The sequence below is a fragment of the Pantoea sp. X85 genome (assembly GCF_029623675.1).
Lineage (GTDB): Bacteria > Pseudomonadota > Gammaproteobacteria > Enterobacterales > Enterobacteriaceae > Pantoea > Pantoea leporis.
Genome location: NZ_CP121108.1, coordinates 2,514,922 through 2,531,639, shown reverse-complemented (window position 1 = coordinate 2,531,639; position 16,718 = coordinate 2,514,922). Strand labels below are relative to the sequence as shown.

Below are 16,718 nucleotides of genomic sequence, written 5' to 3'. Positions count from 1 at the left end.
CCGTTACTCATTCGGCGCAAGAAAATAGTCCAGACCTTCACGCCAGCCCTGCGGACCGACGTGCGCGGTGTGGTAAACGTTCTCAGTATCGGTGCGTTGCAACTCCACCGGCGTTTTACTGAAGCCTTTTATCACCACGGCATAATCAACGCGCTCCAGCATCGGCACATCGTTAGGACCATCGCCCAAGCCGATTGTGGTGCGCGCTTCTCCTTCCTGCGCGGCGAGATGCTGCTGAATGTCCGCCAGCGCGATACCTTTGCCGGTGCCGGCGGGCATCACATGCCAGAAACGCCCGCCCTGGGTTAACGCCAGATTGTGTTCTGCCAGCGCCGCGCGGAATTCCGGTAAACGCTGTTCGTCATCGCGCCACAACACCACTTCCGACGCTTCGCGTAGGCGGCTTTGGCTGGCTTCGGCAAGGGTTAAACCGGTAAAACGTGCGACTTCGGCATCACTAAATTCATGAAAGCCGTTGAAGCGAAATCGTGCCTGCAACGCCTGCAGCGTCTGGCACAGCGCATGATAGCTGGCGCTGGTTTCGATCGGCGGCGTGTGTTCACCGCCCAACACCACGCGCGCACCGTTTTCAGCAATAAAGGGCGCACCGACAATGCCTAACTTCTTTTGTAGCGGAATAATCTCGGCCGCCGTTTTGCTGGAACAAATCACCAGCGGAATCTGATGTTGTTGCAGACGCGCCAGCCATTCACTGGCCGCATCCCAGTTATAGTCATGATGATCCAGCAATGAGCCATCAAGATCGGTAATGATCATCAGGGAAGAGTTAAGACTCAGCATCATCACACTCCTTACGCCAGTGGCATCCGTAAAGCGAAGAGTAATCAGTATAATAGCGGAATCGCGATCACACTTTTTCCCGCGACCCGGCCAGCGACATCCAGGATAATTCTTAAATGGCAAACGTGACGGAAGGCGCGATGCACATTTCGTGCACAGCTGAAACCAGCAGTGACGCGGCGCGTAGGACGATTCACATGAATGCTTATACAAAATTGTTCGATTTACATGCAGGGATGAGTCTTGTCTTAATCAGACTAAGGCGTAATCTGACAGGGTGTTAAGAATTCCCTGGTGTAACGAACTTACTGATTTACTTTACCCGGCCATCCCGCCGGGTATTTTTTTGAAATCGATTTCAGCGGTTCACTTCGCTGCTGGCGAAGTCGCGAATGTCGAGTTCGAAAGCTTCCGCTAGCTCGGAGTAAGAGCCATAGGCTGCGCCATTTACCGTAACGCGATGCGCGTCTTCGGCTTCCATAAACTCTTTTACCTCGCCCGACGTTCTCTTCTGAATGGCTTCCAGCAACGCATCAACATCGACATTCACTTCGCGCTGAACTGTCTCGCTGTACTCTTTTGCAGTGGTCATGGCGGCCTCCCGGAGGCAATCGGATCTACACCAGTATAGTCGTTGGTGAAAAGAGGGCGCGGAGGGCAAATGGCAGGCAAAAAAAAGCCCGCGCTGCGCGGGCAAAAATCCTTGTTACTTTTAGGTTGACTGCGCCTTTGGGGTTGGTGCAGTACTGAGAAGTGTACGAGCAGCCTGCGTCAAAAGTCTCTCTGCGAAACGTTAAGAAAGCGAAAAAGCGCATCTTGACAGAGTTTTACCTGCCTTTAAGTGCACAGTGCGTAACAGCGACTATGCTTAGCGATTGATTGTTAAGTGATATCAGGGAGTGAATATGGACTTTTTACGTATTGTCATCGCCATTTTGGTTCCACCACTGGGCGTATTCTTGCAAGTCGGTTTTGGTGGGGCTTTCTGGCTCAACATTCTGCTGACGCTGTGCGGCTACATTCCGGGCATCATACATGCGGTGTGGGTTATCGCCCGACGCTGATCGCGATCAGGCAGTGTTGATTATCTTCCGTTAAACTGTGTCGCAGGACAATTTGTGGAGAGTAATCAATGAAGGTGAACGATCGCGTTACGGTTAAAACCGACGGCGGCCCGCGCCGTGTGGGTACGGTGCTGGCAGTGGAAGCATTCAATGAAGGCATCATGTATCTGGTGGCGTTAGAAGATTACCCGCTGGGGATTTGGTTCTTTAATGAAAGCGATCATGCTGAAGGGGTTTTTGTGGAGCCGTATGAAGAGGCTTGATTAATTTTCCCCTCACCTTAACCCTCTCCCGCAAGCGGGAGAGGGGAAAGATCGGCGCAACATCCACTTCTTCGCCCATGTGTGGGAGAGGGCCGGGGTAGGGGATACCGCGCACTACCTCAAATCAAAACGTCTCCCAGTTATCATTCCCTGACGTCGCCAATGCAGGACGCGGCGCCAGATTTGGCGTACGTAACGCAGACTGCGCCGCTTTAGCCACGTGCGCCACCGGCGCGTCATTCAAACGGAACACCGCCACCGCCTGCGTCAATCTGCCGGCCTGATCTTCCAGCGAAGCCGCTGCCGAAGAGGCTTCCTCAACCAGCGAGGCGTTCTGCTGCGTCACGTTATCCATCTCGGTCACCGCCAGGCTCACCTGCTGAATGCCACGGCTCTGCTCATCCGACGCGGCGGCAATCTCCGCCATAATGTCCGTCACGCGCCGCACCGCTTCAACTATCTCGCCCATGGTATTACCGGCTTCACCGACCTGGCGTGAACCGTTGGTGATCAACCCCACCGATTCAGCAATCAGCGTTTCAATCTCTTTCGCCGCCTGCGCACTGCGTTGCGCCAGGTTACGCACTTCGCTGGCCACCACAGCAAAACCACGGCCTTGTTCACCGGCACGCGCCGCTTCTACCGCGGCATTCAGCGCCAGAATATTGGTCTGGAAGGCGATGCTGTTAATGACGTTGGTGATCTCGGCAATCTTTTTCGAGCTGCCAGAAATATTGTTCATGGTTTGCACCACGCCGCTCACCAGATCGCCACCGCTGCGCGCTTTGCCAGAAGCATCGGCGGCCAGCTGGCTGGCGTGATGGGCGTTCTCGGCGTTCTGTTTCACCGTGGCGGTGAGCTGCTCCATGCTGGCGGCGGTTTGCTCCAGCGCGGAGGCCTGCTCTTCAGTACGTGATGAGAGATCGGTGTTACCGGCGGAAATCTCGCTGGAACCCTGATAAATCGCTACCGCGCCTTCTCGCACCGTACCAACGGTACGCACCAGCGAGGCCTGCATTAGCTGCAGGTTATGCAGCAAGCTACCAATCTCGCTGCGGCCATAGGCTTGTTCCGGCGCGGTGAGATCGCCTTGCGCGATACGCTCGATGCGATCAACGGACTGACGTAGCGGGGTGATCACCACGCGACGCAGGAACACGAAGGTCAGCAGCACCAGCAGCAAGGCGGCAGCAAACGCCACCGCCATAGCAATAAAGCCAATGCGTGATTGATGCGCGGCTTCGGCATTAATCGCTTCGGCGCGGTCAGTACGGATTTTAATCGCCTTCAGCAGCACGGCGTTGTAAGCGTCATCCAATTTGCGCGTGACGTCAGTTTCCTGCGCCACAATGCCTTCGAAGCTGCCCTGTTTGGCCGATTCAATCATCGGCTTGAGACCTTTATCAATATAGGCATTAAAGCTGGCGGTCAGCGGTTCATCGAGGGCAATATCCGCCGGCGTTTTCGCCTTGCGATCCATATAGAGTTTAAAACCTTCGCGCGCTTGTTTAATACGCGTCTCGGTGCGCGCTAAATCGGCACGATAACCATCCATTTCACCAATACGCGCGGCGGCACCGGATTGCAGCACATTGAGTCGCGCAGTACGCAGATGGTTAGAACTGTTAGAGATGCCCATACGAATTTGAATTTCTTCGGTGGCATCGTTTAGGGAATTATTACTCTGAATCAAAAAGTAGCTGGCGAGTCCAATGCACAGGGCAAAAAGCAGCAGAATGCCACCAAAGATCATACTGAACAAAGGCATCAGGCGCAGGTTCTGCCAGATGCTGAGCTTATATTGCTCATCAATCGATGCTGTTTTCATATCCTTGCTCTCATGTAGGTAGGTGTTATGAGAATAAGCATCGGCAGGCAGGGGGAAAGGATTAGGCAGGAAAGTGGGATCAAACTCTCAAAACGTGAAAAGGGCCAATCAGATGATTAGCCCTTTTATTCACTGTAGGTAATTATCGCACGTTAACATAAATCCCTGAGGTGACATTATCAGTCAAACGGACGACATGATAAATAACCTGCTTATTATGGGTTTTAATTTTACGTTTAATATTACCTTTATGTGACGATACGGTTTTGGCTTTAATTTGCATGTTCTCAGATATCTGAATGGTGTCATGACCTGACATCCACATTTTCAGCATATTTGATTCAGTCTGACTTAATGTCAGTGGATGCACGTCGAGCCCGGCAGAAATACGCGGCGAAGCGTTGAGTTTCTTTTGCAAATAGGTGCCTAATAAGGAATCCAACGTCGAAGTTTTTATCGATTTTGATGTAATAATCAGGTTCTTACGAACGTAGAGGTATTCCTCAAAATGGATATTCGAGATCGCCATGAAAATAAAGAATAAGGTATCAGGATGCTGCATGATAATAGCACGAATACGATCGCTGGAATCAGATTCGTGAATAAAGCACTCTTCGTTGATAAACACAACGCCCGGCTTAATTTGCTCACATCTTTGTTGCAATTGGTCGATATCCGAGACAGGAGTAATATTTTTCTTTTTAACTCCTTTCGCAGACATATAGTCAGACAAACCCAGGCGTGTGTAATTACATGAATCCATAATAATCGTTGGCATTATAGCGACCCTCACCAATTTGTTATCCGTTTAAATCAACGATGAATACGCGTTTGCGGTACGAGAGAAATTTCCAAAGACACTTTTTTATTCTGCTCAGCAGATTGGCGATAGTTATCCATGCGCCATCATGACTCTTCCCTGAACCGTGCTGCGAAGTTTTTTTTATAGTACATCCACGTCACTCTCATCTCAGCCATAGTGGGAATGGCTAAGGATTTGCATTAAGTGTTTTATTCGCTCTGTTTTGAGAGCCCTGTCACTATCGCGCAGATCACAGACAAATCTGATAGGACAAATCTTAAAAACATTTGTGTGGCGAAAGTATGACGCTTCAGCGAGCGTTGACAATGCCGGAAAAAAGGGATTTAGACAAGAAAAATCGCTGTGAAATTTTTTTTGTTTAAAAACAGCCCTTTGAGCATTTAATCAACCGATTCAGCAGGTTTAACCCCTTAGGAATCGTCTGACTAAAATACGCGAAGCGCGGTTTAATAAGAATAATTTTCACCAAAAATGCGCACTTATCAGAATTTCCTCAGTTGATTTCTGAGAAATATGGTTCAGAAAATGCACTAACAGATTTTGAATGCTTAACTATTACTTAAGGGCGTCTACAGAATAGTTAATCAACGGGCGCGGGAAAGTTCTGACACAAACTGGGCGAGTAAATCAAAGACTTCGCTAAACAGATGTTCGCAGAAGGGAGCAAGCAGCGGCATCATCAACCCTACGCTGAGGATGCCCACCGTTAAGGTAATCGGGAAGCCAACCGCGAAAATAGAGAGTTGTGGTGAAACACGGTTTAACAAACCTAGTGCCATGTTTAGCGTGAGGAGCAGAACTATTAAGGGCAGCGCTAACATCATGCCATTAAGGAAAATTAATCCCGCGGATTTCACCAACGCCATAAAAGCATTGGCGTTGAGCGGCTGATCGCTGATTGGCAACGTATGAAAACTGTCCACCAGCAGTGAAATCAGCCACAGATGTCCGTTGAAGGTAAGAAACAGCAGCATGGCCAGCATATCGAGAAAACGAGCCAGCACCGGCATGTTCAGGCGGCTGCCTGGATCGAAGAAGGTGGCGAAGGACAATCCCATCTGCAAACCAATCACTTCCCCCGCCATGCGCACCGCCGCAAAGGCGAACTGCATGGTCAGGCCGATGCTCACGCCAATCAGCAGCTGTTGCAGTAGCAACCAAAATCCCGCGGGTGTAAACAGGGTCGCCTCCACCGGCGGTAGCACCGGCAGGATGATCCAGGTGGTCAATACCGCGAGGCCAATCTTGACGCGTTTGGGAATCGATTTTTCGCTCAGCACCGGCGCGCTGGCGAACAGCGCCAGCAAACGCACCATCGGCCAGAAGAATTGTGCGACCCAATGGATCAGCTGGCTGCTGTCGAGGTTAATCATTAGCCAATAATGTACGGCAGATTGCTAAACAGCGTGCGAATGTAATCCAGCATCAGATTAAGCATCCACGGACCTGCGATTACCGCCGTAGCGGCAACGGCCAGAATCTTGGGGATAAAGGAGAGCGTTTGTTCGTTAATCTGGGTCGCGGCTTGCAGCACGCTGATGATCAACCCGCTGATCAACGCCACCAGCAACATCGGCGCGGCCATCAGCAGGGCGACACGCATTGCTTCCTGGCCCATAACCATCACTGATTCAGGTGTCATGCTGCACTCCTCGAGAAAGAAAGGTGAGGGCGAACGCCACTCAAGAGTAGAAACTTTGCGCCAGTGAACCCACCAGCAGCTGCCAGCCATCCACCAGCACGAACAGCATCAGCTTGAACGGCAGGGAAATGGTCGCCGGCGGCACCATCATCATCCCCAGTGCCATCAGTACGCTGGCGACCACCAGATCGATGATCAGGAACGGAATGAACACGGTGAAACCAATCTGGAAGGCGGTTTTCAGTTCACTGGTGACATACGCCGGCAGCAGAATACGCATCGGAACCGCTTCCGGACCCTGAATCGGTGCGGTGTTAGCCAGACGGGCAAACAGCGCTAAATCGGCTTCGCGCGTTTGACGCAGCATAAATTCACGCAGTGGCTGAGCACCTTTATCGATCGCGTCCGCCATGCTGATTTTGTCCTGGCTGAACGGCAGATAGGCGTCGGAGTAAATCTTGTCGAAGGTCGGCGCCATGATAAAGAAGGTCAGAAACAGCGCCAGGCCGAGCAGCACCTGGTTTGGCGGCGCCGACGGCGTGCCGAGGGCGTTACGCAGCAAACCAAACACAATAATGATGCGCGTGAAGCTGGTCATCATCAGCAGCACCGCCGGAATAAAGGTCAGCGAGGTGATGAACACCAGCGTCTGTACCGGCAGCGACCAGCTCTGGCCACCGTTCGCCAGCGGCTGGCTGATTAAACCTGGCAGCTGCGCATGGGCAACCGGTGCCAGCAACAGCAGCGGCAGAAGAGGAAGTAATCGACGCATCATTGTGGTTTTCCGGGACGTTTAACCAGGTTCTGGAACAGCTGACGAAAATCCTGTGGCGCAGCGCTGTGATTTGCCCGTTCTTCCGGCGGCAGCGGCGGTAACGAGTGCAGATGGGTGATCTGCTGGGCGGTCACGCCCAACACCAGACGCGCATCGGCGGTATCGACAATGACCACACGCTCACGCTGGCCAACCTGCACCGTCGCGCTGACTTTCAGCGCCTGGCCGGTCACCGTTTTCGGTGCAAAGCCAAGGCGTTTGGCCAGCCAGCCGCAGCCGAGAATCAGCAGAACAATTACTGCCAGCACGCTGCTGACCTGGCCAATCACCGAACCGGTTGAGACCACCGGCTGGCTGGGTACCGGTTGTTCGGCTTGCGTGTGTTTTAACATGCTTAACGGCTCAGACGACGCATACGTTCAGACGGGGTAATGATGTCGGTGATGCGCACGCCATATTTGTCGTTCACCACTACCACTTCACCCTGCGCGATCAGATAACCGTTGATCAGAATATCCAGCGGTTCCCCGGCCAGGCCATCCAGCGCCACCACCGAACCCTGCGTCAAGCGCAGCAGCTCTTTGATGGTCATCTTGGTGCGACCCAGTTCCACGGTCAGTTTGACCGGGATATCCATGATCAGATCGATATCCTGCAGCGAGCCGCTGATGCCAGGATTTTCCAGCGATTTGAACACATTTTCAGTTGGATCTGGCGCGCTGGTGGTGGTTTGTTCGTTCATAGCTGCAGCCCACAGATCGTCCGCGGAGATGTCGTCGTCGGACGGTTTCTTGCTGTCACTCATCGGGCTGTTCCTCGTTCAGCGAATTCAAAATCGGGTTAATCAAATGTTCTACACGCAGCGCGTACTGGCCATTGATGGTGCCGTATTGGCTGGTCAGCACCGGCACGCTATCGACGTGAGCGATGATGCGGTCCGGCTTCTCAATGGGCAGGACGTCACCGGGTTTCAGCTGCAAAATACGTGACAGGCGCAGCGATGTTTCGGCGAAATGGGCAATCAGCTCCAGCTCCGAGTGCTGCACCTGTTTCACCAGATTGTCGCGCCAGTGATTATCTTCCCGGCGTGAGTTTTCCAGTGGGGGATTGACCAGCAGCTCGCGCAGCGGCTCAATCATCGAAAACGGAATACAGATATTGAATTCACCGACCAGGTTTCCAATCTCCACCTGGAACGGCGTGTTCACCACGATGTCATTCGGTGAAGTGGTGATGTTGGTGAACTTCACCTGCATCTCGGAACGCACATACTCCACTTCCAGCGGATAAATCGCTTTCCACGCGTCGCTGTAGCCATCCAGCGCCAATTTCAACATGCGGCGAATCACGCGCTGTTCGGTATGGGTAAATTCACGTCCTTCAACTTTGGTCGGGAAACGACCGTCGCCGCCAAACAGGTTATCGACAGCAATAAAAACCAGGCTCGGTGAAAACACCACCAGCGCCGTGCCGCGCAGCGGCTTCAGGTGAATCAGGTTCAGGTTGGTTGGCACCGGCAGGTTGCGGGCGAACTCGTGGTACGGCTGAATCTTGATCGCACCCACACTAATATCGGGGCTACGGCGCAGCAGGTTAAACAGCGCCATACGGAAATGACGGGCAAAGCGCTCGTTGATGATCTCCAGCGCCTGCAGACGCTCACGTACGACGCGGCGCTGAGTATTGGGATCATAGGGACGGATATCGCCATCGGTCCCTTTGGAACTGTTCTCTACTTCCGCACTGTCACTGTCGCCATTAAGCAGCGCGTCAATCTCAGCCTGGGAGAGAATGCTATCGCCCATTAAATCACCTCAAAATGAAGGCGGTAAACAGCACGTCATTGACAACCTGAGCCGGTTGGCCTTTTACCAGCGGCGGCGCCAGCACCTGTTTGATCTGCTCAACCAGGGCCTGTTTGCCTTGCTCTGTAGCCAGAGCCGTCGCGCTTTGACGCGAAAGCAGTAACAGCAGACGGCTGCGCACTTCCGGCAGGTAATCGTTCAACCGACGACGGGTATCCTCATCGGGCAGACGCAGGGTGAACCCCACGTACAGCACACGGTCGGGATCGTTGTCAGGATTGACCAGGTTTACTGTAAACGTATCCATTGCAAAAAATACGGGAGCAGCCGGTGGCTCGACTTTCGCCGCGTCCGGTTGGCTGCCTTCGTGTTTATTCATCATTCGCCAGACTGCATAGCCTGCCACGCTGCAAGCGGCCAGCGTTACAATCAGTAACACTGGTAGTAGTAGTGAACGTTTGCGGCCTTTAGCTTTCGCGTTATCAGACATCTTGCAGTTACTTCCTGTGAATTATGGGCAAGCCTCTCGGCTTACCTGGACAGATTATCCCGCGTCTTAAGTCAAACAATGGGAAGAAAAGACGCGGGTTTTACGCTTACCTTCAGCGTTTAGCGGCTATCAGGCAAAGATATCGACAGCGCCGTTACCGGCCGCGCGCGCTTGAAGGGCTGCCGGGACGGCAATAGGCGTTATCTCGTTGTCACTGTCCTGGGAGAGGCTAAAGCTGCCGTGCTGTCCATCACGACGTCCTTCCTGCTGGCCCTGATAACTCTGGCCCTGTGCGAAGGCGTCGCTGCTGACGTTACTCTGTCCCAGGTTTATTCCGCTCTCCGCCAGCGCGCTACGCAGCTGAGGAAGAGCCGCTTCCAGCGCGGCCCTCACTTGGCTGTGGCTGGAAACCATATTTAACTGTGCCTGATCCTTATCAAGGGTCAGGCTGATCTGGATAGCGCCCAGATCCTGCGGATGTAAACGCAACTCGGCGTTATGCTGCCCGTTGCGGCTAAACATCACAATCTGCTGACTCAGCGCCTGCTGCCACTCGCTGCTGCCAAGCTGGGCGTTCAGCATGGGCGTCGACGGCGTGGTGCTGGTCGAGGCGGTGCTGCTTACCAGCGAACTGGTGGCGCTGAGCGGTGCGCTGGTGAATGGCGTCACCGGGTCATCACTGCTCTGCGCGGCGCTGCGCGCTTCAGGCTTACTCAGCGCATTCAGCACCTGCTTAAAACTCTCATCCAGCGTCAACCCGCTGCTGTTACTGGCGGTGGTGCTGACGCTGCTGCTCTGCGTGCTGCTGGCCGTTTGCGTTAAGAGCGTTACAGCATCGCTGGATTTCTTCTGTGCGCCATCCTGCTGCGCGTGCTCTTCTTTTACTGCACCGTCCAGCGAACCCCTTAACAGTGCGGTATTAAGCGAAGCGCGAGTGTCGGTTTTCCCTTCGCCTGCGCTGCTACTTACGCTGGTTGGGCTGGTGCGGTTCTCTACCGCCACCGGCAACATGGCGAATAACGCCTGCACATTCTGTAAGTCGCTGGCAGTTAACGAACTTGCCTCACTCTTGTCTTTATCATCGGCTGATTTCAGCGTGGCTTTAGTGTTTTCCGGCTGTAAAAGTGCGTTTAACGCATCGGGTTTCTCCAGCGCCTGTAATAACGCGCTTAGCGAAGCCTTACTGACGTCTTTTTCATCAACTTCTGCTGTCAGATCAGTCGATTGCGTGTTAACAGCTTGTTGCTTTACCAGCGTCAGCAAGCGGTTGCCGAGTTCAGTAATAAATCCCTGCGGCAGCGACTCCGCGCCCTGCAAAACATCTGATGAAACTGAAGTGTCAGCGTCTCCCAAAACCGAGGTTTGCGTAGCAACTGTTGGCAGCGTAATCATTCGCCTTTCCTCAATGCGGCCCGTTGGGCAAATTCATCCATCCGTTTCTGATCGAGACGGTTTTCTTGTCGTAATGCGTTTTCCTCAGCGCGCGTAATCAGCGTTTGATAAGCATTGAGCCGCTTATGCTTTTCACGCCAGTTGCTCAGCGCGCTGTCGAGGCGCTGATTCCACTGGGAAAGCTGTTGGCGATGCTGTTCGATGGCTTTTTCCAGCGTCTGAATAAACTGGTGATAATTGGTCCAGCGCGTGCTGGCGATGCCGCCGGACATATCCTGATTGAGCTTGTTGCGATACTCATCCTGATAATCCAGCAGCATGCTGAGTTGTTCGTCGGCCTGCTGCACACCCCGGCGCATATCGCCAAGGTGAATCACCGCACTCTCCAGTTCCTGCTCCGCCATATCGCGCAGCTTGTTGATCGCACTGGCCGTTTTCATCACTTAACCTCGTTTGGCGTTAACCGAACATCGCCTGCAGATGCAAACAGGCATCGTCGTAATCGCTGCGTTCGAAAATGCCCTGATGCAGGAAGGCTTCCATCTCGGGATAGAGCTTGATGGCGCGGTCCAGCATCGGATCGCTGCCTGCGGCATACGCCCCCACACTCACCAGATCGCGGTTACGCTGGAAGCTGGAGAGCAACTGTTTGAACTGACGCACGCGCGCGTAGTGTGTCTCATCAATTAATGAGGTCATGGCGCGGCTGATTGACGCTTCAATATCAATAGCCGGATAGTGACCGGCTTCCGCCAGACGACGCGACAGCACGATGTGGCCGTCGAGAATCGCACGCGCCGAGTCGGCAATCGGGTCTTGCTGATCGTCGCCTTCGGTCAGCACGGTATAAAAGGCGGTGATTGAACCGCCGCCGTGCGTACCGTTACCGGCGCGTTCCACCAGCGCGGGCAATTTGGCGAACACCGAAGGCGGATAACCTTTAGTCGCCGGCGGCTCACCTATGGCCAGTGCGATTTCACGTTGCGCCATGGCGTAGCGGGTGAGGGAATCCATAATCAGCAGCACATGCTGGCCGCGATCGCGGAAATCTTCAGCGATACGCGTGGCATAGGCGGCACCCTGCATACGCAGCAGCGGCGAGACGTCCGCCGGCGCGGCGATCACCACCGAACGCGCACGGCCTTCGGCACCGAGAATATTTTCAATGAACTCTTTAACTTCACGGCCACGTTCACCAATCAACCCCACCACGATCACGTCGGCTTTGGTGTAGCGCGCCATCATGCCGAGCAGCACGCTTTTACCGACGCCGGAACCGGCGAACAGGCCCATACGTTGACCGCGACCCACGGTGAGCAGGGCGTTGATGGCACGCACGCCGGTATCCAGCACATCTTCAATCGGCGTACGTTGCAGCGGGTTGAACGGTGCGGTGATCAGCGGGGCGCGATAGCCAGTTTCCGGCGCGGGTAAACCGTCGAGGGGTTTGCCGCTGCCGTCCAGCACGCGACCCAGCAGTTCCGGGCCCAGCAACATCTGTTTGCCGCTGTGCCCGCTGTCGCCACTGACGCGCGCATAAACGCGTGCGCCCGGTAAAATACCGTCGACTTCTTCCAGCGGCATCATTAGCAGTTTCTGGCCGTTGAAGCCGACCACTTCACTTTCAACTTCAGTGATCTTGCTGCCATCGGTACGTTCAATAATGCAGGTAGCACCGAGCGGCAGCTGCAGGCCGGTGGCTTCCAGCACTAAGCCGGTGGCGCGCGTCAGGCGACCGTAACGACGCACGGTTTGTACCTGCGAAATGCGTTCTTCGAAGGCGTCGAGCGCGCCGAGCCAGCGTGAAAGGCGTGAGGAGGTCATTACAGTGTCCCCGGAGCGGCCAGGCGGCACAGCTCCTGCCAGCGTGTTGCCACGCTCGCATCAAGGTCGCCATCTTCGGCGCTAAGCTTACAGCCGCCAGGATGCAGCGTGCTGTCGGCCAGCAAGCGCCAGCCGTGCAGATCGAGCGTTGGACCCAGCGTCTGCTCGATGCGTTGCAGATCGTCCGGATGGACGCGCAGCTGCGGTTTGCCGCTGAACATCGGTTCCTGCTGAATCAGCTGCTGGATTTGACGCAGCAGGGCGGTGCCGTCCACCTGCGTGGCCTGGCCAATCACCGTGCGCGCGGCTTCCAGCGCCAGCTGCATCAGACGTGAAGCGATCACGCTGTCGAGCGCTTCGAGCGTGTGATGGAACTCGGTCACCAGCTGCTGCATGCGTGCCTGCAGCGGCGCTTGCTGCTGCTGCGCATCGGCTAAGCCTTGCTGGAAACCGGCGTCATAACCGTTCTGTTGCGCTTCGGCGAAACCTTTCTGATAGCCTTCGCTGTAGCCTTGCGTCTGCGCATCTTTGCGCATCTGCTGCTGCATGCGTTCCAGCTGTTGCTGCTGTTCCGCTTCGGCGCTCAGTTCGACATCGATCTCCGGTTCATCTAACTGAGGCTCCGGTTCGGCACCGAACGGGCTGCCTAAATCATCAGGCTGCCAGCGCTGCCACGCGCGGGCGGAAAAGGCATCAGACATAGGTTTCCTCGCCACCACCAATCACCATCTCGCCGGATTCTGCTAAGCGGCGCACCACCAGAAGAATGGCCTTCTGCTCGTTCTCCACCGCCGACATACGTACCGGACCACGGTTGGCCAGATCGTCGCGCAGAATATCGGCCGCACGGGCAGACATGTTTTTGAGGAACTTCTCGCGCAGCGGCTGTTCGGCACCCTTCAATGCCACCAGCAACTGTTCGGATTCCACTTCCTGCAACAGACGCTGGATGCTGCGGTCGTCCACTTCCACCAGGTTTTCGAACAGGAACATCTCGTCGATGATCTTCTGTGCCAGCTCGCCATCGAAGTCGCGTACTGCTTCGATAACCGCTTCTTCCTGCTGGGTTTTCATCAGGTTGATAATTTCTGCTGCGGTTCTCACGCCGCCCATCTTCGCGCGCTTGAGGTTGGTGCCGTCGAGCAGGCCATTCAGTACTTCGGTCAACTCCGCCAGCGCCGCCGGCTGGACACCGCCGAAGGTGGCGATACGCAGCATCACATCGTGACGCAGACGCTCGTCGAACAGCGCCAGAATATCCGCCGCCTGACCACGTTTGAGGTGGACAAGGATGGTGGCGATAATCTGCGGATGCTCGTCGCGAATAAGGTCGGCGGCCGCCTGTGGCTCCATGAAGTTGAGCGTTTCCATGCCGCTGGTGGTCTCGTTTTTCTCGAGAATATCTTCCAGCAGGCTTGAAGCTCGCTCCTCGCCCAACGCTTTGATCAGCACCGAACGCAGGTAATCGTTGGAGTTGAGGCTCAGCGCCGCAAACTGTTCGGCATCGGCTTCGAACTCGCGCAGCACTTCGGTCAGCTGTTTATGTGAAACCTGGCGCATGTTGGCCATGGCACCACTCAGGTGCTGAACTTCACGCTGGTTAAGGTGTTTGAACACCTCCGCCGCGCGCTCTTCGCCGATGGTCATCATCAGAATGGCGCTTTTTTCTGTACCGGTCAGACTCATAGTTCTTTACTCATCCATTCGCGGATAACCAGCGCGACGACGCGCGGATCGTTTTCAGACATGTCGCGGATACGCTGGCTCATCACCTCGGCGCTCATGCGGTTAGTAGATTTACGCTCCTGATCCAGCTCGTCTTTGCTGAGCTGAACGTTAAAGGCTTCTTCTTCTTCCATCGCCGCAGAGCGTGCCGCCAGCGCTTCAGCCGCTGCCTTCTCCTGCTCTTTCTTACGCACCAGCTGTGGACGTACCAGCTTGCGATAGAGGATGAAGCCAACCAACGCCACCAGCAGCCAGCGACCGGCAGTCATCAGCTGATCGAAGAACGATTGCTGCTGCCAGAATGGCAGGTCGCCACCGCTTGGCTCGGTCATGTTGAACTGAGAGTTCACCACGTTGACGCTGTCGCCACGGGTTTGTGAATAGCCCATCGCTTCACGGGTTAAATCTTCAATCTGCTTAATCTGCTGCTCGTTAAGCGCCACCGCTTTGCCTTTACCGTCGTCGCGGTAGTTCACCACCACGGCAACCGACAGGCGCTGCACATCGCCGACGTTCAGCTTGGTATGACGAATGGTGCGGTCCAGCTCGTAGTTCACCGTGTCGTTGCGCGTTGAGCTGCTCGGACCAGAAGGCTGTGCGGTACTGGTGGTGCTGCCGTTATTCTGCGCATTGGCGGTTTGCGCGTTGGCGTTTTGGCCGTTGGCATTATTGTTGTTATTCGTTGGCGGATTGGTCACCGGCGCGGTATTGGCTGGCGCAGGCTGATTCGACAATGCACCCGGCACGCCGCCTGGATACGGGCTGCCATTCTGTTCGGAGTTGCTGGTCTGGCGTGAACGCACCGCGCTGTTGTTAGGATTGGCGTTCGGCTGGTATTTCTCGTCGGTCTGCTCGCTGCGGTCGAAGTTGATTTGCGCCGTCACCTGCGCATGCACATTGCCCTGACCGACAATCGGATTGAGGATCGCTTCGATACGCTGCTGGAAGCGTGCTTCCACTTCAGACGCATATTTCAGTTGCGCGTCATTCAGGTCGCGACCTTCGCTGTCAGAGCGGGTCAACAGACGACCGGCCTGATCGACAACGGTAACGTTGCCCGGCGGTAAACCGGCCACGCTGCTGGAAACCATATGCTGAATGGCCTGAATCTGGCCTTCATCTAATGCGCGGCCTGGCTGCAGGTTCAGCGTCACCGAGGCGGAAGGGGCTTTCTGCTCACGCACGAACAAGGTCGGTTTCGGCATTGCCAGATGCACGCGTACGCTCTTCACCGGACCGAGCGTTTCGATGGTGCGCGACAGTTCACCTTCCAGCGCACGCTGATAGTTGATCTGCTCGCTGAACTGGCTGATCCCGAACTTCTCTTTGTCCATCAGTTCGAAGCCAACGTTGCCGCCTTTCGGTAAGCCTTGTTGTGCCAGACGCAGACGCAGCTCATGCACTTTATCGGCGGGCACCATCAGTGCTCCACCGTTATCGGCGAACTGGTAAGGGATGTTCATTTGCGTCAGCTGCGTGACGATCGCGCCACCATCCTCATCGGAGAGGTTGTTATAAAGCACGCGATAGTCTGGCGCTTTTGCCCACAGCACCAACGCAAACACCACCGCGATAACCGCAGCAGCAGCGATAATTAAGGGAATACGCGGGTTGGCGCGCAGGCGGGCGAGAAGGTCATTGAAGCCTTTCTTAGCTGTATCCTGTGTAGCGGCTGCACTCGCATTCATGACCGATTCCTGCCTGACATTATTGATCGGGTGTGGTGTTGTGGTGACAAAACGTACTCCCTGAAGACTTCTCCCCTAAAATCGGGAGAGGAGAAAAATTAAATTCCACTTAATGGCAGGCATTATTTGTTGAAAGCCGCGACATCGATGGGTGGATAAGCCGGGTTTTTTGCGGTCATTTAGCGCCTTTGTCCTATTGACAGTGTGTTAACTTTCTCATCGTGAAAATTTAATCACTTCTTCATTAGGGGTCAGGCAATGTCAATTCAGGCGATTGAGGGTGTGCTGCAGCAGCTGCAGATGACGTCTCTGCAGGCCAGCGGTAAGCAAGCGGAGTCCACTAATCAGGTCGATTTCAGTGCCACCATGAAAGCAGCACTCGACAAGATCAGTGAAACCCAGACTACGGCCCGCGCTCAGGCACAGGATTTCGAAATGGGTAAACCGGGCATCCAGTTAAATGATGTGATGGTCGATCTGCAAAAATCCTCTATTTCCATGCAGATGGGCGTGCAGGTGCGTAACAAACTGGTGTCGGCGTATACCGATATTATGAGTATGCAGGTTTAGTTTCTTTCGGGTATTTCTTTCGGGTATA

20 protein-coding genes are annotated in these 16,718 nt (G+C 54.6%); 3 read left to right on the top strand and 17 right to left on the bottom strand.

From position 1 onward, the window contains the following. Positions 1-3: 3 nt before the first annotated feature. Together P6287_RS11810 and yodD are read right to left on the bottom strand one after the other, a co-directional pair. Positions 4-801 (bottom strand): mannosyl-3-phosphoglycerate phosphatase-related protein, encoded by a 798-nt coding sequence (locus P6287_RS11810; protein ID WP_277974930.1) that lies wholly within the window; start codon positions 799-801, stop codon positions 4-6. A 358-nt stretch (positions 802-1,159) separates the two neighbouring features. After that, positions 1,160-1,393 carry a YodD family peroxide/acid resistance protein gene (gene yodD / locus P6287_RS11805; RefSeq protein WP_192411591.1) on the bottom strand — a complete coding sequence of 78 codons (234 nt, stop codon included), beginning with the start codon at positions 1,391-1,393 and terminating at the stop codon, positions 1,160-1,162. Positions 1,394-1,706: 313 nt separating this feature from the next. Here yodD and P6287_RS11800 point away from each other — a divergent pair, with 313 nt between their 5' ends. Both P6287_RS11800 and dsrB read left to right on the top strand, forming a co-directional pair. Continuing rightward, a complete protein-coding gene (locus tag P6287_RS11800; protein ID WP_192411592.1) occupies positions 1,707-1,865 on the top strand; it encodes a YqaE/Pmp3 family membrane protein in 159 nt (52 codons plus the stop codon). A 68-nt stretch (positions 1,866-1,933) separates the two neighbouring features. Further along, on the top strand, positions 1,934-2,128 hold the full coding sequence (gene dsrB, locus P6287_RS11795; protein ID WP_101763947.1) for a protein DsrB: 195 nt from the start codon (positions 1,934-1,936) through the stop codon (positions 2,126-2,128). 124 nt (positions 2,129-2,252) lie between these two features. Here the strand turns inward: dsrB and P6287_RS11790 are convergent, their stop codons facing one another. The 15 genes from P6287_RS11790 to fliF all read right to left on the bottom strand — a co-directional run bounded on the left by P6287_RS11790 (position 2,253) and on the right by fliF (position 16,120). After that, positions 2,253-3,956, bottom strand: coding sequence for a methyl-accepting chemotaxis protein (locus P6287_RS11790; protein WP_137386044.1), 1,704 nt, complete (start codon positions 3,954-3,956; stop codon positions 2,253-2,255). A gap of 142 nt (positions 3,957-4,098) precedes the next feature. Next, the gene (gene rcsA, locus P6287_RS11785) at positions 4,099-4,734 is read right to left on the bottom strand and encodes a transcriptional regulator RcsA (RefSeq protein WP_008105413.1); all 636 of its coding nucleotides are present in this window, start codon (positions 4,732-4,734) and stop codon (positions 4,099-4,101) included. 629 nt (positions 4,735-5,363) lie between these two features. Next, positions 5,364-6,152 carry a flagellar biosynthetic protein FliR gene (gene fliR, locus P6287_RS11780; protein ID WP_101763949.1) on the bottom strand — a complete coding sequence of 263 codons (789 nt, stop codon included), beginning with the start codon at positions 6,150-6,152 and terminating at the stop codon, positions 5,364-5,366. Then, a complete protein-coding gene (gene fliQ, locus P6287_RS11775) occupies positions 6,152-6,421 on the bottom strand; it encodes a flagellar biosynthesis protein FliQ (RefSeq protein ID WP_008105408.1) in 270 nt (89 codons plus the stop codon). The genes fliR and fliQ overlap by 1 nt, the downstream gene beginning before the upstream one ends. A gap of 40 nt (positions 6,422-6,461) precedes the next feature. Beyond that, the gene (gene fliP, locus P6287_RS11770) at positions 6,462-7,193 is read right to left on the bottom strand and encodes a flagellar type III secretion system pore protein FliP (RefSeq protein WP_061723562.1); all 732 of its coding nucleotides are present in this window, start codon (positions 7,191-7,193) and stop codon (positions 6,462-6,464) included. Then, positions 7,193-7,588, bottom strand: a complete 396-nt coding sequence (gene fliO, locus P6287_RS11765) for a flagellar biosynthetic protein FliO (protein WP_101763950.1) — start codon at positions 7,586-7,588, stop codon at positions 7,193-7,195. Before fliO ends, fliP begins: the two co-directional genes overlap by 1 nt. A gap of 2 nt (positions 7,589-7,590) precedes the next feature. Beyond that, positions 7,591-8,001 carry a flagellar motor switch protein FliN gene (gene fliN / locus P6287_RS11760; protein WP_008105402.1) on the bottom strand — a complete coding sequence of 137 codons (411 nt, stop codon included), beginning with the start codon at positions 7,999-8,001 and terminating at the stop codon, positions 7,591-7,593. Further along, a complete protein-coding gene (gene fliM, locus P6287_RS11755; protein ID WP_064739115.1) occupies positions 7,994-9,001 on the bottom strand; it encodes a flagellar motor switch protein FliM in 1,008 nt (335 codons plus the stop codon). The genes fliN and fliM overlap by 8 nt, the downstream gene beginning before the upstream one ends. 4 nt (positions 9,002-9,005) lie before the next feature. Beyond that, the gene (fliL, locus tag P6287_RS11750) at positions 9,006-9,491 is read right to left on the bottom strand and encodes a flagellar basal body-associated protein FliL (protein ID WP_101763951.1); all 486 of its coding nucleotides are present in this window, start codon (positions 9,489-9,491) and stop codon (positions 9,006-9,008) included. Between the two features lie 129 nt (positions 9,492-9,620). After that, positions 9,621-10,883 (bottom strand): flagellar hook-length control protein FliK, encoded by a 1,263-nt coding sequence (locus tag P6287_RS11745; RefSeq protein ID WP_277973752.1) that lies wholly within the window; start codon positions 10,881-10,883, stop codon positions 9,621-9,623. Then, positions 10,880-11,323, bottom strand: a complete 444-nt coding sequence (fliJ, locus tag P6287_RS11740; protein ID WP_064739112.1) for a flagellar export protein FliJ — start codon at positions 11,321-11,323, stop codon at positions 10,880-10,882. Before fliJ ends, P6287_RS11745 begins: the two co-directional genes overlap by 4 nt. Before the next feature lie 19 nt (positions 11,324-11,342). Continuing rightward, entirely contained in the window at positions 11,343-12,707 is a 1,365-nt protein-coding gene (gene fliI / locus P6287_RS11735; protein ID WP_008105395.1) for a flagellar protein export ATPase FliI, read from the bottom strand. Next, the gene (gene fliH, locus P6287_RS11730) at positions 12,707-13,408 is read right to left on the bottom strand and encodes a flagellar assembly protein FliH (RefSeq protein WP_101763954.1); all 702 of its coding nucleotides are present in this window, start codon (positions 13,406-13,408) and stop codon (positions 12,707-12,709) included. The genes fliI and fliH overlap by 1 nt, the downstream gene beginning before the upstream one ends. Then, positions 13,401-14,393 carry a flagellar motor switch protein FliG gene (fliG, locus tag P6287_RS11725; RefSeq protein ID WP_101763955.1) on the bottom strand — a complete coding sequence of 331 codons (993 nt, stop codon included), beginning with the start codon at positions 14,391-14,393 and terminating at the stop codon, positions 13,401-13,403. Before fliG ends, fliH begins: the two co-directional genes overlap by 8 nt. Further along, positions 14,390-16,120 carry a flagellar basal-body MS-ring/collar protein FliF gene (fliF, locus tag P6287_RS11720; RefSeq protein ID WP_101763956.1) on the bottom strand — a complete coding sequence of 577 codons (1,731 nt, stop codon included), beginning with the start codon at positions 16,118-16,120 and terminating at the stop codon, positions 14,390-14,392. The genes fliG and fliF overlap by 4 nt, the downstream gene beginning before the upstream one ends. 258 nt (positions 16,121-16,378) lie before the next feature. Here fliF and fliE point away from each other — a divergent pair, with 258 nt between their 5' ends. Continuing rightward, positions 16,379-16,690 (top strand): flagellar hook-basal body complex protein FliE, encoded by a 312-nt coding sequence (gene fliE, locus P6287_RS11715; protein ID WP_008105389.1) that lies wholly within the window; start codon positions 16,379-16,381, stop codon positions 16,688-16,690. The last annotated feature ends 28 nt before the right edge of the window (positions 16,691-16,718 follow it).